Source organism: Caballeronia sp. M1242 (genome assembly GCF_017220215.1).
GTDB lineage: Bacteria > Pseudomonadota > Gammaproteobacteria > Burkholderiales > Burkholderiaceae > Caballeronia.
On record NZ_CP071129.1, the window covers coordinates 2492780 to 2517196 of the forward strand.

Genomic DNA, 24417 nt, shown 5'->3' on the forward strand with positions numbered 1-24417 from the left:
AGCCGGCCCGCCCTTCGAGGACGCGCCGGCTTCACGCCTTGCGTTTTGTCATGAGCCGCGCCGCGGAATTGCGCATGTGCCGCTGCATCGCGGCCTGAGCCTGGACCGCGTCGCGCGCCTCGAGCGCCTCAAGGATGTCGCGGTGTTCCGTCAGCGCGGCCGCCCACGTTTCTTCCCCCTCGAAATGCCCCCGAAGCGTCGATGACAGCGGGCTATGCCGCTCGTCGTAGAGCGCGCCGACCGTGCGCACGAGCACGTCGTTGCCGGACATCTGCGCGATCGCGACATGAAACGCGCGATCCGCGCTCATTGGGATGAGGCCGTTCTCCACTTCGCGCGCCATCGTTTCGTACACCGTACGCAGCGCCTTCAGCGCCTTGGGCCGAGCGAACGGCGCGACGCTCGCGGCAATCGCGCCTTCTATCACGCTGCGCGCATTCATGATCTCGATGGGACTCTCGCCGAGTTCGGCTTCGGCGCGCGGCGGTTTCGCGGCCGACGTCGCGCAGATATAGACGCCCGACCCCATGCGGATTTCGACGCGTCCTTCGAGTTCGAGCGCGACCAGCGCCTCGCGCACGGACGGCCGCGACACGCCGAGCGTCTGCGCCAGTTCGCGCTCGGAAGGCAGCCGGCCGTTCGGCGCGAAATCCTTCTGTTCGATCAACCCGCGCAGCTTGTCGGCGATTTGCAAATAAAGACGCCGCGTCTCCGGTGGTTTCACACTCACGTGTTGACTCCTGAAAGCTCGGGGAAAACGTGGATTGTAATCAGGCGAGGTGCTGAAGCACCGTAGGCGGGCGGTTCAGCGAACATTCGCGGCTTACAAGTGGCTTGACCAATCACGATTCAAGCCACTAGTATGCGATCTGGTAAGGCCACGTGGCCACCTTTTTTTCGATCCCGCTGGAACCGTTTCCAGACGGACACGACCGAGCCCAATGCGTCATCCGTCGCGGGCACGGCGAATGCACCGCACGACGCGAGCGACGCAATCATGAGCAATCCGATTCTTCAGTTCGGCACGAGCCGCTTCCTGCAAGCGCACGTGGACTTCTTCGTCGCCGAAGCGGCGCGGCGCGATCCGTCGAAGGCGCTCGGCAAAATTACGGTCGTGCAGACGACGTCGAGCGCGGACAGCCGCGCCCGCACCGATGCGCTGCGCGCGACGGGACGCTATCCGGTACGCATTCGCGGACGTCGGGGCGACGAGACTGTGGACGTCACCATCGAGAGCGATTCGATCAACGAGGCGCTGCACGCGAACGAAGACTGGCCGCTGCTTCTGCAACGCATTCAGCGCGACGTGAAGGTAATCGTCTCGAATACCGCCGATGCCGGCTACGCGCTTTTCGATGAAGACACCGCCGACCTGATCGACGGCGGCCGCACGCCGCGCGGCTTCGCCGCAAAGCTCGCGGTGCTCTTGCATGCGCGCTTCCGCGCGGGTGCCGAGCCGATCACCCTGCTGCCCTGCGAACTGGTTTCCCGCAATGGCGACACGCTGCGCGACCTCGTGCGTGGCGTCGCGCGCGGGTGGAGCCTGGACGACGCTTTCATCCGCTATCTGACGAACGACTGCATCTGGGTCAACTCGTTGGTGGACCGTATCGTGTCGGAGCCGATCGTTCCGGTCGGCGCGATCGCCGAACCTTACGCGCTGTGGGCCATCGAGCGGCAACCGCGCATGGTCCTGCCGTGCGAGCACGACGATATCGTCGTGACCGACGATCTTGCGCACTACGAACGGCTCAAATTGCTGCTGCTGAATCTCGGCCACACCATGCTGGCTGAAATCTGGCGTACGCGCGACGGCGCGCCGGACATGACCGTGCTCGACGCCATGCGCGATCCCGCTTACCGCGATCCGCTGGAGACAGTTTGGCGCGACGAAGTGTTACCCGTGTTCACCGCGCTCGGCCAGCACGACGTGGCGACGGAATATCTCGCGAGCGTGCGCGACCGGTTCGAGAACCCGTTTCTCGTCCATCGGCTCGCGGACATCGCGCGCAATCATGAGGAGAAGAAGGCCCGGCGCTTTCAGCCGGTCATCGAGCTCGCTCGCGAGCTCAAGCTCGATGTCGAGCAAAAACGACTGCGCGAGGCCTTGCAAACGACGACACACTGATTAACTACGCCAGTCCGCCGCAGAAGCGGACAGCGCCATGAATTTCATAAACACGGCCCGCCGCGCGGCATAAGGCGGACCGGCCGACACGAACGTAGTGCCGCTTCCAGCAGGAGACAACAAATGCGCAAGATGCGTTGGGTAGTGATATTTCTGGCCTTTCTGGCCATCGCCATCAATTACATCGACCGTGCGAATCTCGCGGTCGCAGCCCCTCAGATCGAAAAGGCGCTCGGCATCGGGCCCGCGGAGATGGGCTTCATTCTGAGCGGCTTCTTCTGGACCTACGCGCTGATGCAGATGCCGTTCGGCTGGTTCGTCGATCGCGTCGGCGCGCGCATCGCGCTCCCGCTGGCGGTCGGCTGGTGGTCGGTGTTCACGGCGCTGACCGCGGTGACCACGAGCGTCGCTGGCATGTTCGGCTGCCGGCTGATGCTCGGCATCGGCGAAGCGGGCGCGTATCCGTCGTGCGCGAAACTCGTGTCGCAATGGTTCACGAAAGAGCAGCGCGCCTTCGCGACCAGCATCTTCGATAGCGGCTCGCGCGTCGGCTCGGCGCTGTCGATTCCTGTCGTCGCGCTGATCATCAGTTCGTTCGGCTGGGAAGCGTCGTTCGTGATCACCGGCCTGCTCGGCTTCGTGTGGATTGTGGGCTGGTTCGCGATCTACCGGAACAAGTCGAAGGGCGACCTCACCGGCGAAGTGGATGTGCCGCCGCAACCGGTTGCCCCGAAGAACAAAGTGTCGTGGGCCTCGCTGTTCAAGTACCGCACGCTGTGGGGCATGATGCTCGGCTTCTTCTGCCTGAACTTCGTTATCTACTTTTTCATCACGTGGTTCCCGAGCTATCTCGTTCAGGCGCACGGCTTCTCGCTGAAATCGCTCGGCACGCTCGGCACGATTCCCGCGCTGATGTCGATTCCGGGCGGCTGGCTCGGCGGCTTCGTCTCCGACTCGCTGTTCAAGCGCGGCTGGAGCCTGACCGCGGCGCGCAAGACCTGCATGGTCGGCGGCATGCTGCTTTCGTCGGTCATCACGTTGTCGGCGTTCACGTCGAACATCTATCTGATGCTTGCGTTCTTCGGCATTGCTTACGCGAGCCTCGCGTTCGCGGCGGCCAGCATCTGGTCGCTTCCGAGCGACGTCGCGCCGACGCCGGACCACGTCGCCTCGATCGGCGGCATTCAGAACTTCGCGTCGAACCTGGCGGGCATCGTCATCACGACGTTCACCGGCGTGATGCTTTCCATCACCAAGGGCTCCTTCGTTATTCCGTTGTGCGTCGCGGGCGGCTTTTGCTTCCTTGGCGCGTTCAGCTATCTTGTGATCGTCGGCAAGATCGAGCCGCTCGATGAAGCGGACAAACGCGCCGTCGCCGACAAGCGCGCACCCTCCACCATCTAAGAAAGATCATGTCCACCGTATCCAACGACCATGCGGTCATCCGGCTGCATCCGAAAGACGACGTCGTAATCGCGACACGTCAGTTGCTCTCCGGCGCGCGCATTGCGTCGGAGGATCTCGTCGTCACCGGGCTGATTCCGCCGGGCCACAAGATCGCGACCCGCGCGATCGCGGCGGGCGAGCCCGTCAAACGCTACAACCAGATCATCGGCGTGGCGAAAGAGGCGATTGCGCGCGGCCAGCACGTGCACACGCACAATCTCTCGATGTCCGATTTCGCGCGCGAACACGAGTTCGGCGTCGACAAGCATCCGACGCCGTTCGTCGAGTCGCCGGCCACGTTCATGGGCATTCGCCGAGACGACGGGCGCGTCGCCACGCGCAATTTCGTCGGCGTGCTGACGAGCGTGAACTGCTCGGCGACGGTCGCGCGCGCCATCGCGGACCATTTCCGGCGCGACGTGCATCCGGAAGTGCTGGCGGATTATCCGAACGTCGATGGCGTGATCGCGCTCACGCACGGTCTGGGATGCGGCATCGACATGCAAGGCGAAGGGCTCGGCATTTTGCGGCGGACGCTCGCCGGCTACGCTGTGCATCCGAACTTTCATTCGGTGCTGTTCGTCGGCTTGGGCTGCGAGACGAACCAGATCGGCGGCGTGCTGGAATCGGCCGGATTGAAGGACGGCGAGCGGCTGCGCAGCTTCACCATTCAGGATAGCGGCGGCACGCGGAAAACCATCGAACGCGGCATCGCGATGGTGAAAGAGATGCTCGCAGACGCCAACCGCGTGCGGCGTGAGCCGTTGCCGGCGTCGCATCTGATCGTCGGCTTGCAGTGCGGCGGCTCGGACGGCTATTCCGGCATCTCGGCGAATCCGGCGCTCGGCGCGGCAGTCGACAAGCTCGTTGCGCACGGCGGCACGGCGATTCTTTCCGAAACGCCCGAGGTGTACGGCGCAGAGCATTTGCTGACGCGGCGCGCGGTGAGCCGGGAAGTCGGCGAAAAGCTGCTTGCGCGCATCAAGTGGTGGGAGAGCTACTGCGAGCGCAACGGCGCGGCAATGGACAACAACCCGTCGGCGGGCAACAAGGTCGGCGGGCTGACCACGATTCTCGAGAAATCGCTCGGCGCGGTCGCCAAGGGCGGCACGACCAATCTCGTCGAGGTGTACGAGTACGCGCAGCGTATCGACGCGAAGGGCTTCGTTTTCATGGATTCGCCCGGCTACGATCCGATGTCCGCGACCGGCCAGGTGGCATCCGGCGCGAACCTGATCTGCTTCACCACGGGCCGCGGTTCGGCTTACGGCTGCGCGCCGTCGCCTTCGCTCAAGCTCGCGACGAACACGGCGCTGTGGGAGCGGCAGGAAGACGACATGGATATCAATTGCGGCGGCGTGATCGACGGCACCGCGACGATCGACCAGCTCGGCGACGAGATTTTCCAGATGATGCTGGACTGCGCGTCAGGCGTGCCGTCGAAGAGCGAGCAGCATGGCTACGGGCAGAGTGAATTCGTGCCGTGGCAGGTGGGCGTCGTGACTTGATTCAGGTTTTGGGCACGCGGTGCAATCGGACGGCGCACCATTCGCGGAAGAACTTTCGCGAGTGGTTGCGCGGTCGCGGGCTTCCGTTCACATACCCATTCGCGAGCATTTGCTTGGAGATCGGGCGCCAATTGCGCTCGAATCATCGTTCGTTGCAAGCTTCCTGATCGTTCATGCGCACACGTATCAGGAATGCGTTTAGGTCTTTCTGGGCCCCGTCGAGTGTGACGGCGGACCGGCGTTTCCATGAGGCTCGGCGCAATCGATCCAGTCGACCAACGGCGCGTTCGGCGACACGATGACCAGCGCTCGATAAGCAACGATGCGTGGTTGGTCCGGCACCTTCGCGCTGACTCAGACCGTCGCGGAATGCTCCGCCATCATCTGCAGAGCTACCGCCTCTGCGACTTCGATGCCGTCGATCGCCGCCGAGTAGATGCCTCCCGCGTAGCCCGCGCCCTCGCCTGCCGGGTATAGGCCCTCAACATTCACGCTTTGATAGTCTTCCTTTCGACGCACGCGCAACGGCGAAGACGTACGCGTCTCGACGCCGGTCAACACCGCATCGTGCATGGCGAAGCCGGGGAGCTTCTTGTCGATCTGCGGCAACGCTTCGCGGACCGCCTCGATCACGTAATCGGGCAAAACCGTACTAAGGTCGGTCGGCTTGACGCCCGGCTTGTATGACGGAATCACCGAACCGAGCGACGTCGACGGACGGCCGGCAATGAAATCGCCGACGAGCTGCGCAGGCGCGCAATAATCGCCGCCGCCGAGTTCGAACGCGCGCTCCTCCCACTTCCGCTGAAACGCGATTCCCGCCAGCGGACCGCCGGGATAATCGTCCGGCGTGATCCCGACGACGATGCCCGCGTTCGCATTCCGCTCAGCGCGCGAGTACTGGCTCATGCCGTTCGTGACGACGCGCCCAGGCTCGGATGTCGCCGCGACGACCGTACCGCCCGGGCACATGCAAAAGCTGTAAACGGAGCGCCCGTTGCTGCAGTGATGCACCACTTTGTAGTCGGCAGCGCCCAGGCGCTCGTGCCCGGCGAACTTGCCGAAGCGACTACGGTCGATCACCCCCTGCGGATGCTCGATGCGGAAGCCCAGCGAAAACGGCTTGGCTTCCATGAAAACGCCGCGTTTGTGCAGCATCTCGAAGGTATCGCGCGCGCTATGGCCGACGGCCAGCACGACGTGATCGCAGCGAAGCGTTTCACCGGTCGACAGGCGCAGGCCGCGCACCTTGCCGTTATCGATGTCGATGTCTTCGACGCGCTGCTGGAAACGCACTTCGCCGCCGAGTTGGTGGATCGTCGCGCGCATCTTCTCGACCATGCTGACTAGCCGAAATGTGCCGATGTGCGGGCGGCTCAGATAAAGGATATCTTCCGGTGCGCCTGCTTTGACGAATTCGTCCAGGACCTTCCGGCCGTAGTGCTTCGGATCCTTGATCTGGCTATACAGTTTGCCGTCCGAGAACGTACCGGCACCGCCTTCGCCGAACTGCACATTGGACTCGGGCTGCAGTTCGTTTCGCCGCCAGAGTCCCCATGTGTCTTTCGTTCTTTCTCGCACGGCTTTCCCGCGCTCGAGGATGATCGGCCGAAAACCCATTTGCGCGAGAATCAGCCCGGCGAATAGCCCGCAAGGCCCCATGCCGATGACCACCGGTCGCAGCATTGAGGACCGTTCGGGCGCTTGCGTCACGAAGTGGTACGTCATGTCGGGTGTCACGCCGCAGTGCGGATGCGGGTGCGCCTTGAGGCGATCGAGCGCGAACGCTTCGTCCTTCACAGTGACATCGATGATGTACGTCAACTTGATGTCCGCGCGTTTGCGGGCATCGTGAGCGCGACGGAAGACCTGGAAATCGACGAGTTCTTCCGCCCCAATCCCGATTTCCTCCAGACGCGCGATGACGGCGGGTCTGATGGCGGACTCGGGATGATCCAGCGGGAGTTTGATTTCGCTTAAACGTAGCATGAGAACTCGATGACAACGACGATGCGCAATATGGTGGGCATTTTAGCGCGACCACATCGGTTCGCCGCGCGGGTCGACTCACGCACTGCGGCGCGGTGACAGAAAACGCAAAAACCCCACCTTTTCGGGGTGGGGTTTTTGTTTTGCAAGGGGGAGCCTGACGATTACCTACTTTCACACGGGCAATCCGCACTATCATCGGCGTGGAGTCGTTTCACGGTCCTGTTCGGGATGGGAAGGGGTGGGACCGACTCGCTATGGTCATCAGGCTTTAAGGGGATGTTGTCTCGCCTGTTGGGCGCTACAACCAATCGGGGAAGAAATAGTGTGTTGGGTGGCGATTGTGGGCACAGCCGCTACTCAGCCAGTGGCCCCCTTCGGGGGTTGCATTGAGTAAGCGCTAAAGCGCTAACTCACTGCGAAACACACTGGTTATAGGATCAAGCCTTACGGGCAATTAGTATCAGTTAGCTCAATGCATTACTGCACTTACACACCTGACCTATCAACGTCCTGGTCTGGAACGACCCTTCAAGGGGCTCGAAGCCCCGGGGATATCTCATCTTAAGGCGAGTTTCCCGCTTAGATGCTTTCAGCGGTTATCTCTTCCGAACATAGCTACCCGGCGATGCCACTGGCGTGACAACCGGTACACCAGAGGTTCGTCCACTCCGGTCCTCTCGTACTAGGAGCAGCCCCCTTCAAATATCCAACGCCCACGGCAGATAGGGACCAAACTGTCTCACGACGTTTTAAACCCAGCTCACGTACCTCTTTAAATGGCGAACAGCCATACCCTTGGGACCGGCTACAGCCCCAGGATGAGATGAGCCGACATCGAGGTGCCAAACACCGCCGTCGATATGAACTCTTGGGCGGTATCAGCCTGTTATCCCCAGAGTACCTTTTATCCGTTGAGCGATGGCCCTTCCATACAGAACCACCGGATCACTATGACCTGCTTTCGCACCTGCTCGACTTGTCGGTCTCGCAGTTAAGCACGCTTATGCCATTGCACTATCAGCACGATTTCCGACCGTACCTAGCGTACCTTCGTACTCCTCCGTTACGCTTTGGGAGGAGACCGCCCCAGTCAAACTGCCTACCATGCACTGTCCCCGATCCGGATCACGGACCAAGGTTAGAACCTCAAACAAACCAGGGTGGTATTTCAAGGACGGCTCCACCGAAACTGGCGTTCCGGTTTCATAGCCTCCCACCTATCCTACACAGATCGGTTCAAAGTCCAATGCAAAGCTACAGTAAAGGTTCATGGGGTCTTTCCGTCTAGCCGCGGGGAGATTGCATCATCACAAACACTTCAACTTCGCTGAGTCTCGGGAGGAGACAGTGTGGCCATCGTTACGCCATTCGTGCAGGTCGGAACTTACCCGACAAGGAATTTCGCTACCTTAGGACCGTTATAGTTACGGCCGCCGTTTACCGGGACTTCAATCAAGAGCTTGCACCCCATCATTTAATCTTCCGGCACCGGGCAGGCGTCACACCCTATACGTCCACTTTCGTGTTTGCAGAGTGCTGTGTTTTTATTAAACAGTCGCAGCCACCAGTTTATTGCAACCCTTTCACCCTCCTGGCGCAGGCCAGTCAAGCTACCAGGGCGTACCTTATCCCGAAGTTACGGTACCAATTTGCCGAGTTCCTTCTCCCGAGTTCTCTCAAGCGCCTTAGAATACTCATCTCGCCCACCTGTGTCGGTTTGCGGTACGGTCATCGTTAGACTGAAGCTTAGAGGCTTTTCTTGGAACCACTTCCAATTGCTTCGTGACCGAAGTCACTCGCGCCACACCCTTGAATTACGTGCCCGGATTTGCCTAAGCACCTTCTCCAATGCAGCGACCGGGACGTCCAACACCCGGACAACCTTCCGCGATCCGTCCCCCCATCGCATCTAACAATGGTGCAGGAATATTGACCTGCTTCCCATCAGCTACGCATTTCTGCCTCGCCTTAGGGGCCGACTCACCCTACGCCGATGAACGTTGCGTAGGAAACCTTGGGCTTACGGCGAGGGGGCTTTTCACCCCCTTTATCGCTACTCATGTCAGCATTCGCACTTCCGATACCTCCAGCACGCTTTTCAACGCACCTTCGCAGGCTTACGGAACGCTCTCCTACCATGCGAGTAAAACTCGCATCCGCAGCTTCGGTGACTGGCTTGAGCCCCGTTACATCTTCCGCGCAGGACGACTCGATCAGTGAGCTATTACGCTTTCTTTAAAGGGTGGCTGCTTCTAAGCCAACCTCCTGACTGTTTTAGCCTTCCCACTTCGTTTCCCACTTAGCCAATCTTTGGGACCTTAGCTGGCGGTCTGGGTTGTTTCCCTCTTGACACCGGACGTTAGCACCCGATGTCTGTCTCCCGTGATTGCACTCTTCGGTATTCGGAGTTTGCTATGGCGTAGTAATCCGCAATGGACCCCACAACCATGACAGTGCTCTACCCCCGAAGGTGATACACGAGGCACTACCTAAATAGTTTTCGGAGAGAACCAGCTATTTCCAAGTTTGTTTAGCCTTTCACCCCTATCCACAGCTCATCCCCTAACTTTTCAACGTTAGTGGGTTCGGTCCTCCAGTACGTGTTACCGCACCTTCAACCTGGCCATGGATAGATCACTTGGTTTCGGGTCTACGCCCAGCAACTGATCGCCCTATTCGGACTCGCTTTCGCTACGCCTGCCTTAATCAGTTAAGCTCGCTACTGAACGTAAGTCGCTGACCCATTATACAAAAGGTACGCCGTCACCCCTTACGAGGCTCCGACTGTTTGTATGCATGCGGTTTCAGGATCTATTTCACTCCCCTCCCGGGGTTCTTTTCGCCTTTCCCTCACGGTACTGGTTCACTATCGGTCGATCACGAGTATTTAGCCTTGGAGGATGGTCCCCCCATCTTCAGACAGGATTTCACGTGTCCCGCCCTACTTGTCGTACCCCTAGTTCTTTCATACTGTTTTCGCTTACAGGGCTATCACCTGCTATGGCCGCACTTTCCAGAGCGTTCAGCTAACAATACAAATAAAGAGTACAGGCTCTTCCCATTTCGCTCGCCACTACTTTGGGAATCTCGGTTGATTTCTTTTCCTGCGGTTACTTAGATGTTTCAGTTCACCGCGTTCGCTTCACATAGCCTATGTATTCAGCTATGGATACTCCATACGGAGTGGGTTTCCCCATTCGGACATCTTCGGATCAATGCTCGTTTGCCAGCTCCCCGAAGCTTTTCGCAGGCTACCGCGTCCTTCATCGCCTGTGATCGCCAAGGCATCCACCACATGCACTTGTTCGCTTGACCCTATAACGAGTGTGTCTCGCGACACCTCTGTCATAGGCTGAGTATTCGCGTTGTGCCGTATTCCAAGTCATCAATGAAGATCACTTTTCATACTCGATACAATCACTACCCTGACTACCCTACTCACACCCATCTCTAAGTGCTTTCAGATAATCTCTTTACTACTTCTTCCTGATTGTTAAAGAACGTTTAGCCGATAGGTGTCTTGCAATACCTACAGCATCAACTGGCTAGCAATCGCCAATGCTTAACATTCACTGCTCGTGAACGCTAGGCATTGAAGATTGATGGTGGAGGATGACGGGATCGAACCGACGACCCCCTGCTTGCAAAGCAGGTGCTCTCCCAGCTGAGCTAATCCCCCGCGTCTATTGACCCTGCCCTCTTCGAGGGTGGGGCCTTCGTAAGCGCTCACGCGCTAACGACCGCCGACATGGTGGGTCTGGTTGGATTCGAACCAACGACCCCCGCCTTATCAAGACGGTGCTCTAACCGACTGAGCTACAGACCCTTAGCCTGTTTCTAAACCACAGCCGATAAGCGTGAGCGCTTAACTTGGTGTGCGAAGCTCGAGAAAGGAGGTGATCCAGCCGCACCTTCCGATACGGCTACCTTGTTACGACTTCACCCCAGTCATGAATCCTACCGTGGTGACCGTCCTCCTTGCGGTTAGACTAGCCACTTCTGGTAAAACCCACTCCCATGGTGTGACGGGCGGTGTGTACAAGACCCGGGAACGTATTCACCGCGGCATGCTGATCCGCGATTACTAGCGATTCCAGCTTCACGCAGTCGAGTTGCAGACTGCGATCCGGACTACGATCGGTTTTCTGGGATTGGCTCCACCTCGCGGCTTGGCAACCCTCTGTTCCGACCATTGTATGACGTGTGAAGCCCTACCCATAAGGGCCATGAGGACTTGACGTCATCCCCACCTTCCTCCGGTTTGTCACCGGCAGTCTCCTTAGAGTGCTCTTGCGTAGCAACTAAGGACAAGGGTTGCGCTCGTTGCGGGACTTAACCCAACATCTCACGACACGAGCTGACGACAGCCATGCAGCACCTGTGCGCCGGTTCTCTTTCGAGCACGTCCGCCTCTCAGCAGACTTCCGACCATGTCAAGGGTAGGTAAGGTTTTTCGCGTTGCATCGAATTAATCCACATCATCCACCGCTTGTGCGGGTCCCCGTCAATTCCTTTGAGTTTTAATCTTGCGACCGTACTCCCCAGGCGGTCAACTTCACGCGTTAGCTACGTTACTAAGGAAATGAATCCCCAACAACTAGTTGACATCGTTTAGGGCGTGGACTACCAGGGTATCTAATCCTGTTTGCTCCCCACGCTTTCGTGCATGAGCGTCAGTGTTGGCCCAGGAGGCTGCCTTCGCCATCGGTATTCCTCCACATCTCTACGCATTTCACTGCTACACGTGGAATTCTACCTCCCTCTGCCACACTCAAAGCCTGCCAGTCACCAATGCAGTTCCCAGGTTAAGCCCGGGGATTTCACATCGGTCTTAACAGACCGCCTGCGCACGCTTTACGCCCAGTAATTCCGATTAACGCTCGCACCCTACGTATTACCGCGGCTGCTGGCACGTAGTTAGCCGGTGCTTATTCTTCCGGTACCGTCATCCTCCACCGATATTAGCGGCGAAGTTTTCTTTCCGGACAAAAGTGCTTTACAACCCGAAGGCCTTCTTCACACACGCGGCATTGCTGGATCAGGGTTGCCCCCATTGTCCAAAATTCCCCACTGCTGCCTCCCGTAGGAGTCTGGGCCGTGTCTCAGTCCCAGTGTGGCTGGTCGTCCTCTCAGACCAGCTACAGATCGTCGCCTTGGTAGGCCTTTACCCCACCAACTAGCTAATCTGCCATCGGCCGCCCCTACAGCGCGAGGTCCGAAGATCCCCCGCTTTCCTCCGTAGATCGTATGCGGTATTAATCCGGCTTTCGCCGGGCTATCCCCCACTACAGGACACGTTCCGATGTATTACTCACCCGTTCGCCACTCGCCGCCAGGCCGAAGCCCGCGCTGCCGTCCGACTTGCATGTGTAAGGCATGCCGCCAGCGTTCAATCTGAGCCAGGATCAAACTCTTCAGTTCAATGCCTGTTACTGTTTTCGGTTCCGTTAGAAACCGGTCGCTCACTCAACGTACTGACGATGATTAATCCGTCCTAAGACAGATAAACCTTCCTCTGATACTTCGTGTGAGACTCTTGATACTTTTGCTTATGCTGCAGCGCCTAAGCACCACAACCGCACTCGCCATCAAGCGCCCACACTTATCGGCTGTTAGTTTTTAAAGAGCAATCCGCCAAGACTTTCCACCTCGCCGCATCGAGCACTGGGCTCAACCGCTTCGTCTTGCGTCGCTGCATCAGCAGCAGAGAAACGAGATTATGTACGTCGTTTCGGTCAGTGTCAACAAGTTTTTGAAGCTTCTTTTTGACTCGCCTTTCGGCTCGGACCTGCGAACCCAGTCGGCTTACCAACATCGGCTCGCTTAAAGCGAACGGGTCGTGCGGACATCGCACGACCCGTCGACATTGAAGTCTTGGTGCCGGCTGCAGGACTCGAACCCGCCACCTGATGATTACAAATCAACTGCTCTACCAGATGAGCTAAGCCGGCGAAGGACGAGATTCTACTTCATTTAACGACTTTCAGGTGCGACCGGCCAGAGGATTTCGATGCGTCGTCATCCGACGCGCCCGATTGCGCCTCATCGCGCGATGAAGTGGCTGAAGCGCTCGACCGATCCTCCGCCTGAGGATCAACGTGACGCTGCTCTCGCTCGGCAGACCGGGGCGCAGCCGAAACACTCGGCTCGCTCGCGGAATGAGGCGACGGCTCGACGGGAAACGCCATTCCTTGCCCGTTCTCGCGCGCATAAATGGCGAGCACGTTGGCGACCTGGACCTCGATCTTGTGCGATTTCCCGGAAAAGCGCGCACTGAACTCGATCCATTCGTTCCCCATCTGCAACTGGCTCGTCGCCTCGAAGCTGATGTTGAGCACGATCTCATCATTGCGCACGAACTGGCGCGGCACGCGCGTCGCGCCGTCGACTCGCACGGCGATGTGAGGCGTAAAACCGTTATCGGTGCACCATTCGTACAGCGCGCGCAACAGATAAGGCTTGGTGGAGATTTCTTGCATCAACTTTCCTCTGCCGGAGCACGGTCGCGCGAACTCGCGCCCGGCGCGCCCCGTTCTCGCAAACTATCGACGCATCACCTTTTCGGAAGGCGTCAGCGCTTCAATATAGGCCGGGCGGCTGAAAATGCGCTCGGCGTACTTCATCAGCGGCGCGGCGTTCTTCGACAGCTCGATGCCATAGTGATCGAGACGCCACAAGAGCGGCGCGATCGCGACGTCGAGCATCGAGAACTCCTCGCCCAGCATGTACTTGTTCTTCAGGAAGATCGGCGCGAGTTGCGTGAGGCGGTCGCGGATCGCGCTGCGCGCCTTTTCGTGGTTCTTCTCGGCTGCCTTGCCCTTCTCGTTCTCGAGCGTGCCGACGTGCACGAACAGTTCTTTTTCGAAGTTGAGCAGGAACAGACGCGCACGCGCACGCTGGACGGGATCCGCCGGCATCAGCTGCGGATGCGGGAAACGCTCGTCGATGTACTCGTTGATGATGTTCGACTCGTACAGGATCAGGTCGCGCTCGACGAGAATCGGCACTTGACCGTACGGGTTCATCACCGCGATGTCTTCCGGCTTGTTGAACAGATCGACGTCGCGGATCTCGAAATCCATGCCCTTTTCGAACAACACCAGCCGGCAGCGCTGGGAGAACGGGCAAGTAGTGCCGGAGTACAGAACCATCATGTTATTTAAGTCCCTTCAGTAAACTCGAAGGGCCGGCTGCGGCGAATCCCTCCCGGGAGTAGCCGCGCCGACCCACGCCGTCACAGGCGTGCTATTTGATATCTCGCCAGTATGCCGCGTTCAGACGCCATGCGAGGAAGCTCAGGAGCGCCAGAAACAGCAAGACCCAGACGCCAAGGCGCTTGCGGGTCTGCTGGGCGGGTTCGGACATCCACGAAAGGTACGAAACCAGATCGGCCACAGCTGAATCATAATCCACGTTCGACATGGTGCCAGGCGTCACCTGAGTGTAACCCACGAATCTTTTTGTCTTTTCGCCGGTTTTCTCGTCCGTGTCCGTCTCGAACCGCGCATCGCGGATACCTTGCAGCGTCCACAGCACATGCGGCATGCCAACGTTCTCGAACACGCGATTGTTCCAGCCGGTCGGCCGGGTCGGGTCACGGTAGAAGCTGCGCAAATACGTGTAGAGCCAGTCCTTGCCGCGCGCCCGCGCCTCCACCGACAAATCCGGCGGCGACGCGCCGAACCACGCTTTGGCGTCGTCCGGGCGCATCGCGATGCTCATGGTGTTGCCGATCTTTTCCGTCGTGAACAGCAGATTGTCCTGAATCTGCTTCTGCGTGAGCCCGAGGTCCGTCAGACGGTTGTAGCGCATCAGGCTCGCGCTATGGCAGTTCAGGCAGTAGTTTACAAATATTTGGGCGCCGTGCTGCAAGGACGCGAAATTGTCCGCGTTATCGGGCGCACGGTCCAGCACCGCTTCTTCCGCCGCGTGCACTGGCGCCGCGCTGAACGCGAACATCGCCGCGCAAGTCATCGCGAGAGTCGAGAGCCATTTTTTCATCGTGTCGTCTCCGGACGGGCGCTTAGTGGAGTTTGTAGTTCACTCGCTCGGGCGGCGTCTTGAATCTGCCGCGCGGCGTCCAGAAAGGCATGCCGAGGAAAAACGCGAAATAAATGAGCGCGCAGATTTGCGCGATAAGCGTTCCCGCCGGCGATGGCGGCCGCGTTCCCAAAAAGCCGAGCACGAGGAACGCGAAGACAAAGATTGCGTAGAAGACTTTGTGAAAGAGCGGCCGGTAGCGGATCGACTTCACCGGACTGCGATCCAGCCACGGCACGAAGAACAGCGAAACGACCGCCGTGCCCATCACGACCACGCCCCAGAACTTGGATTCGGTGAGGGCCATGAACACGATCACCAAGAGCGCGAGCACGGGCAGCCCAATGCGCCATTTTCCGCGCGCGCGCAAAAGCGCGAACACCCCGAGCAGCGCGATGATGATCATCAGCACGATCTTGAACGGATCCGTGGTCGCACGCAGCATCGCGTAGAAGGCGGTGAAGTACCAGACGGGCGCGATTTCAGACGGCGTTTGCAGCGGATTAGCCGGCACGAAGTTATTTGCTTCGAGGAAGTAGCCGCCCATTTCCGGCGCGAAGAAAATAATTGCCGCGAAAATCAGCAAGAAAATGCAGACGCCCATGAAGTCGTGCACCGAGTAATACGGGTGAAACGGAATACCGTCGAGCGGAATGCCGTTCGCGTCCTTCTTTGCCTTGATTTCGATGCCATCGGGATTATTCGATCCCACTTCATGCAGCGCGACCAGATGCGCAACAACGAGCCCGATCAGTACGAGCGGAATCGCGATCACATGAAACGAGAAGAAGCGATTCAGCGTAACGTCCGACACGACATAATCGCCGCGAATCCACAGCGACAAATCCGGGCCGATAAAAGGAATCGCCGAAAACAGATTCACGATTACTTGCGCGCCCCAGAACGACATTTGCCCCCAAGGCAGCAGATAGCCGAAGAACGCTTCCGCCATCAGGCACAGGAAAATGGCGCAACCGAAAATCCACACGAGCTCGCGCGGCTTGCGGTAGGACCCGTACATCAGGCTGCGGAACATGTGAAGATAAACGACGACGAAAAACATCGACGCGCCCGTGGAATGCATATACCGAATGAGCCAGCCCCACGGCACTTCGCGCATGATGTACTCGACCGATGCAAAGGCCAGCGTCGCATCGGGCTTGTAATTCATGACGAGAAAAATGCCCGTGACGATCTGAATGACCAGCACGAGCATTGAAAGTGAGCCGAAGAAATACCAGAAGTTGAAGTTCTTCGGCGCGTAGTATTCGGTGACGTGTTTCTTCCAGGTGGATGTCAAAGGAAACCGGCGATCTATCCAGCCCAAGAAGCCCGTCGTTTCCACATCCTTGTCTGCGGTCGCCATTTAAGCCTCTCCCTTTTCGTCCTTGCCGATCACGAGTTGCGTCGCGGAAGTGAACATGTACGGTGGCACGTCCAGATTCTGCGGCGCGGGCTTGTTCTTGAAGACGCGGCCGGCCATGTCGTAGGTCGAGCCGTGGCACGGGCACAGAAAGCCGCCTGGCCAGTTATCGGGAAGATTGGGTTGCGGACCTTCGGTGAAGCGCGGCGTCGGCGTGCAGCCGAGGTGCGTACAGACGGCGACGGCCACGAATATGTTCTTGTGATCGGCGCGGGAGCGGAACTCGTTGTTGCAGTACTCCGGCAACGGCATCGAGAATTCCATTTTGGACTTCGGATCGGCCACTTCATTGTCGGCCTTCTTCACGTCGGACAGCATTTCGTCCGTGCGATTCACGATCCACACCGGCTTGCCGCGCCAGGCGACTGTCATCATTTCGCCCGGCTTCAGTCCGCTGATATCGACCTCGACGGGCGCGCCCGCCGCCTTGGCCTTCTCCGACGGAGCGAACGAACCAACAAACGGAACCAGCGTTGCCACACCTCCGACACCACCCGCCACGGTCGTCGTAATCAGCCAGGTACGGCGGCCGCCATCGACGCGCTTATCGTCCTTGTCTCGCATCACACGCCCCACTTCTGAGTTGGATTTATACCGTCACATCAGTGTTCCGCCGCTAGTGTGCGCGAATGGAGTTGCCATTTACAAGGGCCGTTCGGGGAAAATTACCCGGATTTAGCGAACCTTCCGGGTTTTCCCCACGTTTTCGCGCGTTCGCGTGAAGCGTCTTTTCATCGCTCCAGCGGGGTTCGAACGACGAGGAATCGCCGCTTCAGACCGGATTATCGATATCGATAAACACATGCTCGATGTCGAACTCTTCGGACAGGTGCGCGCCGACGGCCTGCACGCCATAACGTTCCGTCGCGTGATGCCCCGCCGCGATATACGCCACGCCGGATTCCGCCGCGATATGCATTGTCTGCTCGGACACTTCGCCGCTCAGATACACGTCGGCGCCCGCGTCGATGGCCTGTTCGAAATAGCCCTGCGCGCCGCCCGTGCACCACGCGACGCGCCGTAGCTCGCGGTCGGGATCGCCGAACACGAGCGGCTTGCGGCCGAGCGCATTCTCGACGGTCGCGGTGAAGTGCTCGAGCGAAAGCGGCATGGTGATCGGCGCGACCCAGCCGATGTCCTGATCGCCGAAACGGCCGTCGGCAATCAAGCCGAGCCGCGCGCCGATCTGCGCGTTGTTGCCGAATTCCGGATGCGCGTCGAGCGGCAGGTGATAGGCGAAAAGATTGATGTCGTTGGCGATCAGCGTGCGCAGCCGACGATGCTTGCGCCCCGTGATCTGCGGCGCCTCGTTGCGCCAGAAATAGCCGTGATGGACGAGCACCGTGTCCGCGCCCCACTCCAGCGCGGCTTCCAGGAAGGCGAGCGATGCCGTCACGCCGGTCGCGATTTTCTGAACGCGGCGCGTGCCTTCCACCTGTAGGCCGTTCGGGCAATAGTCCTTGAAGCGGCCGATTTCCAGCAGGTTGTTCAGATACAATTCGAGTTCGATCCGATCCATGAAATCCTCTATCCCTTCAAATGCTTAGACGCTTCTGGCTGTTTTTTGCCCAAGCGGTCACCGTGCTTTTGGCTCTGATGTTCATCATCGCGACCCTGAAACCGCAGTGGCTTCAACGTCAGGGCCAATTCGGCAAGCAACTCGCCGAGCCGATCGTCGCGTTACAGGAAGTGGCGCCGAGCATCGGCTCGCGCCCGCTCCAGTCGTCGTATGCGGACGGCGCGCAAAAGGCGATGCCCGCGGTGGTGAACGTGTTCTCCAGCAAGGACGGCAATCTGCCGGCGGACCCGCGAGCCAAAGACCCGCTTTTCCGCTACTTCTTCGGCGACAAGAACAGACGCAAGAACGACGAGCCTCCCGCGTCGAATCTCGGGTCAGGCGTCATCGTCAGCTCGGAAGGTTACATTCTAACGAACCAGCACGTCGTGGACGGTGCGGACCAAATCGAAGTCGCGCTCGCGGACGGCCGCACGTCGAGCGCGAAAGTGATCGGCGTCGATCCCGAGACGGACCTCGCCGTGCTGAAGATCGCGCTGACAAACTTGCCGAGCATCACGCTCGGGCGAATGGACCAGACGCACGTCGGCGATGTCGTGCTGGCGATCGGCAACCCGTTCGGCGTCGGGCAGACGGTGACCATGGGCATCGTGAGCGCGCTCGGGCGCAATCACCTGGGCATCAATACGTTCGAGAACTTCATCCAGACCGACGCGGCGATCAATCCCGGCAATTCGGGCGGTGCGCTCGTCGACGTGAACGGCAATCTGCTCGGCATCAACACCGCGATTTATTCACGCAGCGGCGGCTCGCTAGGCATCGGCTTCGCCATTCCGGTGTCGACGGCGCGCAGTGTGCTGGAGAGCATCATCACGACGGGCACGGTGACGCGCGGCTGGATCGGCGTGGAACCGCAGGATGTGACGCCGGAAATCGCGGAATCGTTCGGGCTCGATCAGAAATCCGGCGCGATCGTCGCGGGCGTGCTGCAAGGCGGCCCGGCGGATAAAGCCGGCATCAAGCCGGGCGATATTCTTGTCAGCATCAACGAGGACACGATCACCGACACGACGCGCCTCTTGAACGTCGTTGCTCAGATCAAGCCGGGCACGTCCGTGAAAGTGCATCTGATGCGCAAGAACAAGGAACTGGACGTGAACGTGATGATCGGCAAACGGCCCGCGCAGCCGAAGGCGCCGCAGACGCCGGACGAAGATCAGGGCGATCAGGGCGACGAATAACGCGCCGAGCGCTCAAAAAGAAGGCAGCCTCGGCTGCCTTTTTTATTGCGGAGAACACGCGTTCGGTGCGGCCGACGCTGCGACAATCGGCCGCAGCCTTCTATTTCACGGTGAGCTCTTCGCTCTTGATCGCGTCTTTCCCGACCACGAGCCGCGCCGCCACGATTCCCGCTTCGTACAAGATGATGAGCGGAATCGCGAGAATCAGCTGCGAGAAGACATCCGGCGGCGTCACCACGGCCGAGATGATGAACGCGCCGACGATCACATACGGCCGGATCTGCTTGAGCTTCTGAATCGACACGACGCCCATGCGCGCGAGCAGCACGACGACGATCGGCACCTCGAACGTCACGCCGAACGCGAGGAACATGGTGAGCACGAAGCTCAGGTAATTGTCGATATCCGTCGTCATCTCCGCGCCGAGCGGCGCGTTGTAATGCGCCATCACGCGGAAAATGGTCGGGAATACGACGAAATACGCGAACGCCATGCCGCAGAGAAAGAGCGCGTAGCTGCTCGACACCAGCGGCGCGACGAGCTTCTTCTCATGCTGATAGAGCCCCGGCGCGACGAACGCCCAGATCTGATACAGCACGAACGGCAGCGCGATGACGAAGGCGACGAGCATGGTCACTTTCATCGGCACGAAGAACGAGCCAGTGACGTCAGTGACGATCATCTTGCCGTCGCGCGGCAAGTTCTGCATCAGCGGACGCGCGAGCAGTTTGAAGATGTCCGGCGCCCAATACACCAGCCCGACGAAAACGACGATGACCGAAGCCCCCGCGCGGATGATGCGATCGCGCAGTTCCACCAGATGGGAGATAAACGTCTCTTCGACGGGCTCGTCTTTATTGTGTTGCGGGTCGCTCACGCCGGCCCTCGGTTTGGATCATCGATGGAAGAAATGCGGCCGTGTCAGAAGAATTTCGTCGGACGGCGCAGGCTTGCAGGCGTATGACGCGCGACCCGGGCCGCACCCGACTGCACGCGCGTGCGGCGCGCGGTGGTGCGCTTGTACCAGTTGGGAACCGCGGTCTGCTTGACGCGCCAGTTCTTGCGCTTCGCTGGCGCGAAGGTCGAGTTAACCCAAGGCTTGTCGGAAGCGCCGCTTTCATCTTCAGGCGACGCCGGAGCGCCTCCCGCGATGCTCGGCTCGACCGACGTGCCTTCCCTCCACGCATCGTTCAGTTCGGACTCGTGGCGCCGCAGATTGTCGTGAATCGTCGATTCGACGTTCGACGCCGCCGTCTCGAACTGCGTGCGCATCTTTTTGAGTTCGTCGAGTTCCATCTCGCGCGCCACCTCCGACTTCACGTCGTTGATGTAACGCTGAGCGCGCCCGAAGAGCGCGCCCGCCGTGCGCGCGACGCCGGGCAAGCGCTCCGGCCCGAGCACCACCAGCGCGACGACGCCGATGAGCGCCATTTTGGTCAGACCAAGATCGAGCATTGAGGGAACTGTGCAGGGTTACGTTCGCCCGTTCGATTAGCGGTAGTCGCCCGAACGCGTCTTGTCCTTCGCTTCGACGTCCACCGTGTCGCGCGGCAGTTGATCGCGCTTATCGGCCGATGCGGGGTTGTCTTCCTCACGCATGCCTTCCTTGAAGCCGCGAACCGCGCCGCCCAGATCACCGCCGATATTGCGCAGTTTCTTCGTGCCGAAGACGAGCGCCACGATCAGCAAAACGATCAACCAATGCCAAATGCTTAACGAACCCATGAATGAAAACTCTCCTTATTCCGCCGCAAAAGCCTTTCCGCGACGGAAGGCTGGCCTGCAGCTCGAGCCGAAGCAATGCCGCCTCGGCTATCAGTATCGATTTTGCGCGCCCAATATGGCATTGGAAAGCAAAACGCCGATGAAACCGACGTCAGCCCATTCGCCGCCACGGACGCGCCCCAGCCAGAAGATGCGCATGAATGTGATACACCTCCTGCCCGCCGCCTGGCCCGGTATTGATGACCGTCCGGAAACCGGTATCCCCACCCGTGTAGGAAACGCCCAAATCTTTTGCGAGACGGCCAACGAGACTCAACATTCTACCAAGCAGCGGCGCATCGCTTTCGGAACAGTCCGAAAGCGTCTCGATGTGCTGACGCGGAATCACCAGCACATGAACCGGCGCGGCCGGGTTGATGTCGTTGAACGCGACGAATTCGTCGTCCTCGTAGACTTTCGTGCTGGGAATCTGCCCGGAGGCAATCTTGCAGAAGATGCAGTTGTCTTGGCTCATGAATGTGCGTACTCCGTTGCCAGGCATCGCCGCTAGAACCACGTCTGCGGGTCGATCGGTTTGTTTTCGTAGAGAAACAGCCAGCCCTTGATGACGCGATACAGCGTCCAGATGCCGACTGCGGACAAAATGAGAAAGCCGACGCCCACGAACAGCAGCGCGACGCCGATCACATGGCCGAGCACTGCCCACCAGAACGTGCGGATTTGCCACGAAAAGTGCGCCTGATACGGCGTGCCCACCGTGTCGCCGCGCTTCAGATAATTGATGATGATCGCGACGAGCACGGTCAGGCCGCCCGTCAGCCAATAGAGCGCGTACAGCGCATAAAGGATGTGCGTGAGCGTGCGCAGGCTGCGCAGCCGCTCGTCTTCCGCCGGCGTCTGATACACAGGCGGCGGGTACGGTCCATCGAGCCCGGCCATGCTTGCCTCCTTCGCTCGCGCGAGAAAGTGGGCGAACGCCTCGTCAGCCGCCGTTCTGTTCGCGCTCGCGCGACTTGCGCAGCGCCTTCTCCTCGATGCCCGACAAGCCTTCGCGCCGCTCCAGTTCGGCGACCACGTCGGCGGGACTCAGGTCGAAGTGCGACAGCATCACGAGACAATGAAACCACAAATCGGCGACCTCGCCGACGAGCGCCTTCGGCGCGCCGCCGTGGCGCGCGTCCTTCGCGGCGAGCACGACTTCGGTCGCTTCCTCGCCGATCTTCTTCAGGACCGCGTCGTCACCTTTATGAAAGAGTCGCGAAACGTAGGATTGTTCCGGATCGCCGCCTTTCCGGCTGTCGATGACGGCGGCAAGGCGAAGCAGCGTGTCCAGCGTGGTGGCTTGCGTCATTTGTAAATGCTTTCTGGGTCTTTCAGGACCGGCTCGACGGCGACCCACTCGCCGCCCTCGGCCGTTCCCTCGAATTTCTGGAAGAAGCAGGAATGGCGGCCCGTATGGCACGCGATGCCCGACACCTGCTCGACCTTGAGCAGCACGACATCTTCATCGCAATCGAGCCGCACTTCGTACACGTGCTGCACGTGCCCCGATTCTTCGCCCTTGAACCACAGGCGCTGTCGCGAGCGCGAGAAGTACACGGCGCGCTTCAGTTCGATGGTTTTCGCCAACGCTTCGCGGTTCATCCACGCGAACATCAGCACGTCGTTGGTCGATGCTTCCTGCGCGATGACGGGCACGAGGCCGTTCGCGTCCCACTTCACCTTATCGAGCCAATTCGTCGGGTCGCTCACGGCTCAGATCCTCACCGAAATGCCTTGATCGGCCATGAAACGCTTCGCTTCGCCGACCGTATGCTCGCCGTAGTGGAAGATGCTTGCGGCGAGCACGGCGTCGGCGTGCCCTTCGACGATGCCGTCCGCCAGATGCTTCAGGGACCCGACGCCGCCCGACGCGATCACCGGCACAGGCACGGCATCCGACACGGCGCGCGTCAGCGCCAGATCGAAGCCGGCTTTCGTGCCGTCGCGATCCATGCTGGTCAGCAGGATTTCGCCCGCGCCGAGTTCGGCCATCTTGCGCGCCCATTCCACTGCGTCGATGCCGGTCGCCTTGCGGCCGCCGTGCGTGAACACTTCCCAGCGCGGCGGCTCGCCTTCTCCCGACACGCGCTTCGCGTCGATCGCGACGACGATGCACTGCGAGCCGTGCTTGTCCGACGCGTCGCGCACGAGTTGCGGATTTGCCACCGCCGAGGAGTTCATGCTGATCTTGTCCGCGCCCGCGTTCAGCAAGCGCCGGACGTCCTCGACCGCGCGCACACCGCCGCCGACGGTCAGCGGAATGAAGACCTGCGAGGCCACCGCCTCGATGATCGGCAAAATGAGATCGCGCTGATCGGACGTCGCGGTGATGTCGAGGAACGTGAGTTCGTCGGCGCCCTGATCGTCGTAGCGTCGCGCGATTTCGACGGGATCGCCCGCGTCGCGCAGTTCGACGAAGTTGACGCCCTTCACCACGCGCCCAGCGGTCACGTCGAGACAGGGGATGATGCGTTTTGCGAGAGCCATGTTCTAGCTACTGCCGGTTCGGTACGGTTAAGGGCGGCCAGCGCCGCCCGGCGCGCTTAAGTGTGCTCGCGCGAGAGAAGCCGGAAATGCGGCCTTAAGCGTCGTCCGCTTCGCGCAGCGCGTCGGCGCGCGTTTGCGCCGCTTTGAAATCGAGATCGCCCGAATAGATCGCGCGTCCGCAGATCACGCCTTCGATGCCTTCGTCCTCGACTTCGCAGAGCGATTCGATGTCCGAGATGCTCGACAACCCGCCGCTTGCGATCACCGGAATCTTGACCGCTTGCGCGAGCCGCACCGTCGCGTCGATGTTGATGCCCTGAAGCATGCCGTCGCGGCCGATGTCCGTGTAGATGATCGACTCGCAGCCGTAGTCCTCGAACTTGCGGCCGAGGTCCACGACTTCGTGGCCGGTCAGCTTGCTCCAGCCGTCGGTGGCGACCTTGCCGTCTTTCGCGTCCAGTCCGACGATGATGTGCCCGCCGAACGCGCTGCACGCGTCTTGCAGAAAACCCGGATTCTTCACCGCCGCCGTGCCGATGATCACGTACGAAAGGCCGTCGTCCAGATAGCGTTCGATGGTGTTCAGGTCGCGGATGCCGCCGCCGAGCTGCACCGGAATCTCGCTGCCCACTTCTTCGATGATCGCCCGAATGGCGTCGCCGTTCTTCGGCTTGCCCGCGAACGCGCCGTTCAGGTCGACCAGGTGGAGTCTGCGCGCGCCCTTATCGACCCAATGCCGGGCCATCGCCGCCGGATCTTCTGAAAAAATGGTCGCCTGGTCCATATCGCCTTGCTTCAGGCGCACGCACTGACCGTCTTTGAGATCGATGGCCGGAATGAGCAGCATAGGTATCGCGTATCTTCTGGGT

At 60.0% G+C, this 24417-nt stretch carries 21 protein-coding genes, 3 tRNA genes and 3 rRNA genes; 4 read left to right on the top strand and 23 right to left on the bottom strand.

The annotated features are described in order from the left end of the window. Positions 1-31: 31 nt before the first annotated feature. Positions 32-730, bottom strand: a complete 699-nt coding sequence (locus JYK05_RS11575; RefSeq protein ID WP_206467108.1) for a FadR/GntR family transcriptional regulator — start codon at positions 728-730, stop codon at positions 32-34. A gap of 267 nt (positions 731-997) precedes the next feature. Here JYK05_RS11575 and JYK05_RS11580 point away from each other — a divergent pair, with 267 nt between their 5' ends. The 3 genes from JYK05_RS11580 to JYK05_RS11590 all read left to right on the top strand — a co-directional run bounded on the left by JYK05_RS11580 (position 998) and on the right by JYK05_RS11590 (position 5082). Then, positions 998-2128 carry a mannitol dehydrogenase family protein gene (locus JYK05_RS11580; protein WP_206467109.1) on the top strand — a complete coding sequence of 377 codons (1131 nt, stop codon included), beginning with the start codon at positions 998-1000 and terminating at the stop codon, positions 2126-2128. A 123-nt stretch (positions 2129-2251) separates the two neighbouring features. Next, positions 2252-3532, top strand: a complete 1281-nt coding sequence (locus JYK05_RS11585) for an MFS transporter (protein WP_175946573.1) — start codon at positions 2252-2254, stop codon at positions 3530-3532. Between the two features lie 8 nt (positions 3533-3540). After that, positions 3541-5082 (top strand): UxaA family hydrolase, encoded by a 1542-nt coding sequence (locus JYK05_RS11590; protein ID WP_206467110.1) that lies wholly within the window; start codon positions 3541-3543, stop codon positions 5080-5082. A gap of 354 nt (positions 5083-5436) precedes the next feature. On the opposite strand, the gene JYK05_RS11595 is transcribed toward JYK05_RS11590, so the two are convergent. The 13 genes from JYK05_RS11595 to JYK05_RS11655 all read right to left on the bottom strand — a co-directional run bounded on the left by JYK05_RS11595 (position 5437) and on the right by JYK05_RS11655 (position 18056). Continuing rightward, positions 5437-7071, bottom strand: coding sequence for an NAD(P)/FAD-dependent oxidoreductase (locus JYK05_RS11595; protein WP_206467111.1), 1635 nt, complete (start codon positions 7069-7071; stop codon positions 5437-5439). A 155-nt stretch (positions 7072-7226) separates the two neighbouring features. After that, positions 7227-7340 (bottom strand): 5S ribosomal RNA (gene rrf, locus JYK05_RS11600). A gap of 167 nt (positions 7341-7507) precedes the next feature. After that, positions 7508-10389, bottom strand: a 23S ribosomal RNA gene (locus tag JYK05_RS11605). Between the two features lie 288 nt (positions 10390-10677). Further along, a tRNA-Ala gene (locus tag JYK05_RS11610) sits at positions 10678-10753 on the bottom strand. Between the two features lie 70 nt (positions 10754-10823). Next, positions 10824-10900, bottom strand: a tRNA-Ile gene (locus tag JYK05_RS11615). 63 nt (positions 10901-10963) lie between these two features. After that, a 16S ribosomal RNA gene (locus tag JYK05_RS11620) occupies positions 10964-12495 on the bottom strand. The 16S, 23S and 5S rRNA genes sit together here with 3 tRNA genes alongside, the layout of an rRNA operon. A gap of 454 nt (positions 12496-12949) precedes the next feature. Continuing rightward, positions 12950-13025 (bottom strand) — tRNA-Thr (locus JYK05_RS11625). 18 nt (positions 13026-13043) lie between these two features. Beyond that, positions 13044-13553, bottom strand: coding sequence for a ClpXP protease specificity-enhancing factor (locus JYK05_RS11630; RefSeq protein WP_175946558.1), 510 nt, complete (start codon positions 13551-13553; stop codon positions 13044-13046). A 63-nt stretch (positions 13554-13616) separates the two neighbouring features. Continuing rightward, on the bottom strand, positions 13617-14228 hold the full coding sequence (locus tag JYK05_RS11635) for a glutathione S-transferase N-terminal domain-containing protein (RefSeq protein ID WP_008344155.1): 612 nt from the start codon (positions 14226-14228) through the stop codon (positions 13617-13619). Between the two features lie 91 nt (positions 14229-14319). Continuing rightward, a complete protein-coding gene (locus JYK05_RS11640; protein WP_175946557.1) occupies positions 14320-15075 on the bottom strand; it encodes a cytochrome c1 in 756 nt (251 codons plus the stop codon). 22 nt (positions 15076-15097) lie between these two features. Then, positions 15098-16480 carry a cytochrome bc complex cytochrome b subunit gene (locus JYK05_RS11645; RefSeq protein ID WP_175946555.1) on the bottom strand — a complete coding sequence of 461 codons (1383 nt, stop codon included), beginning with the start codon at positions 16478-16480 and terminating at the stop codon, positions 15098-15100. Continuing rightward, complete coding sequence (petA, locus tag JYK05_RS11650) at positions 16481-17101, bottom strand: ubiquinol-cytochrome c reductase iron-sulfur subunit (RefSeq protein ID WP_175946553.1); 621 nt, start codon at positions 17099-17101, stop codon at positions 16481-16483. 208 nt (positions 17102-17309) lie between these two features. Next, positions 17310-18056 (bottom strand): Nif3-like dinuclear metal center hexameric protein, encoded by a 747-nt coding sequence (locus JYK05_RS11655; protein WP_206467112.1) that lies wholly within the window; start codon positions 18054-18056, stop codon positions 17310-17312. Positions 18057-18076: 20 nt separating this feature from the next. Between JYK05_RS11655 and JYK05_RS11660 the strand changes: the two genes are divergently transcribed. Then, positions 18077-19294 (top strand): S1C family serine protease, encoded by a 1218-nt coding sequence (locus JYK05_RS11660; RefSeq protein ID WP_175946549.1) that lies wholly within the window; start codon positions 18077-18079, stop codon positions 19292-19294. A 100-nt stretch (positions 19295-19394) separates the two neighbouring features. Here JYK05_RS11660 and tatC read toward each other — a convergent pair whose 3' ends face one another. From tatC to hisA, 9 genes are all read right to left on the bottom strand, one after another. Continuing rightward, complete coding sequence (gene tatC, locus JYK05_RS11665) at positions 19395-20171, bottom strand: twin-arginine translocase subunit TatC (RefSeq protein WP_206467113.1); 777 nt, start codon at positions 20169-20171, stop codon at positions 19395-19397. Positions 20172-20215: 44 nt separating this feature from the next. Next, positions 20216-20749 (bottom strand): Sec-independent protein translocase protein TatB, encoded by a 534-nt coding sequence (gene tatB, locus JYK05_RS11670; protein WP_175946544.1) that lies wholly within the window; start codon positions 20747-20749, stop codon positions 20216-20218. Between the two features lie 36 nt (positions 20750-20785). Then, positions 20786-21019: a Sec-independent protein translocase subunit TatA gene (gene tatA / locus JYK05_RS11675; protein ID WP_206467114.1), complete on the bottom strand. Its 234-nt coding sequence runs from the start codon at positions 21017-21019 to the stop codon at positions 20786-20788. A gap of 151 nt (positions 21020-21170) precedes the next feature. Further along, positions 21171-21533 (bottom strand): histidine triad nucleotide-binding protein, encoded by a 363-nt coding sequence (locus JYK05_RS11680; RefSeq protein ID WP_175946540.1) that lies wholly within the window; start codon positions 21531-21533, stop codon positions 21171-21173. A gap of 32 nt (positions 21534-21565) precedes the next feature. Beyond that, complete coding sequence (locus tag JYK05_RS11685; RefSeq protein ID WP_175946538.1) at positions 21566-21958, bottom strand: hypothetical protein; 393 nt, start codon at positions 21956-21958, stop codon at positions 21566-21568. 43 nt (positions 21959-22001) lie between these two features. Next, positions 22002-22370 carry a phosphoribosyl-ATP diphosphatase gene (locus JYK05_RS11690; protein WP_175946536.1) on the bottom strand — a complete coding sequence of 123 codons (369 nt, stop codon included), beginning with the start codon at positions 22368-22370 and terminating at the stop codon, positions 22002-22004. Beyond that, positions 22367-22771: a phosphoribosyl-AMP cyclohydrolase gene (gene hisI / locus JYK05_RS11695; protein WP_206467115.1), complete on the bottom strand. Its 405-nt coding sequence runs from the start codon at positions 22769-22771 to the stop codon at positions 22367-22369. The genes JYK05_RS11690 and hisI overlap by 4 nt, the downstream gene beginning before the upstream one ends. Positions 22772-22774: 3 nt before the next feature. Then, the gene (hisF, locus tag JYK05_RS11700; protein WP_175946532.1) at positions 22775-23548 is read right to left on the bottom strand and encodes an imidazole glycerol phosphate synthase subunit HisF; all 774 of its coding nucleotides are present in this window, start codon (positions 23546-23548) and stop codon (positions 22775-22777) included. 94 nt (positions 23549-23642) lie between these two features. Then, a complete protein-coding gene (gene hisA, locus JYK05_RS11705) occupies positions 23643-24395 on the bottom strand; it encodes a 1-(5-phosphoribosyl)-5-[(5-phosphoribosylamino)methylideneamino]imidazole-4-carboxamide isomerase (RefSeq protein WP_206467116.1) in 753 nt (250 codons plus the stop codon). Between the last annotated feature and the right edge of the window lie 22 nt (positions 24396-24417).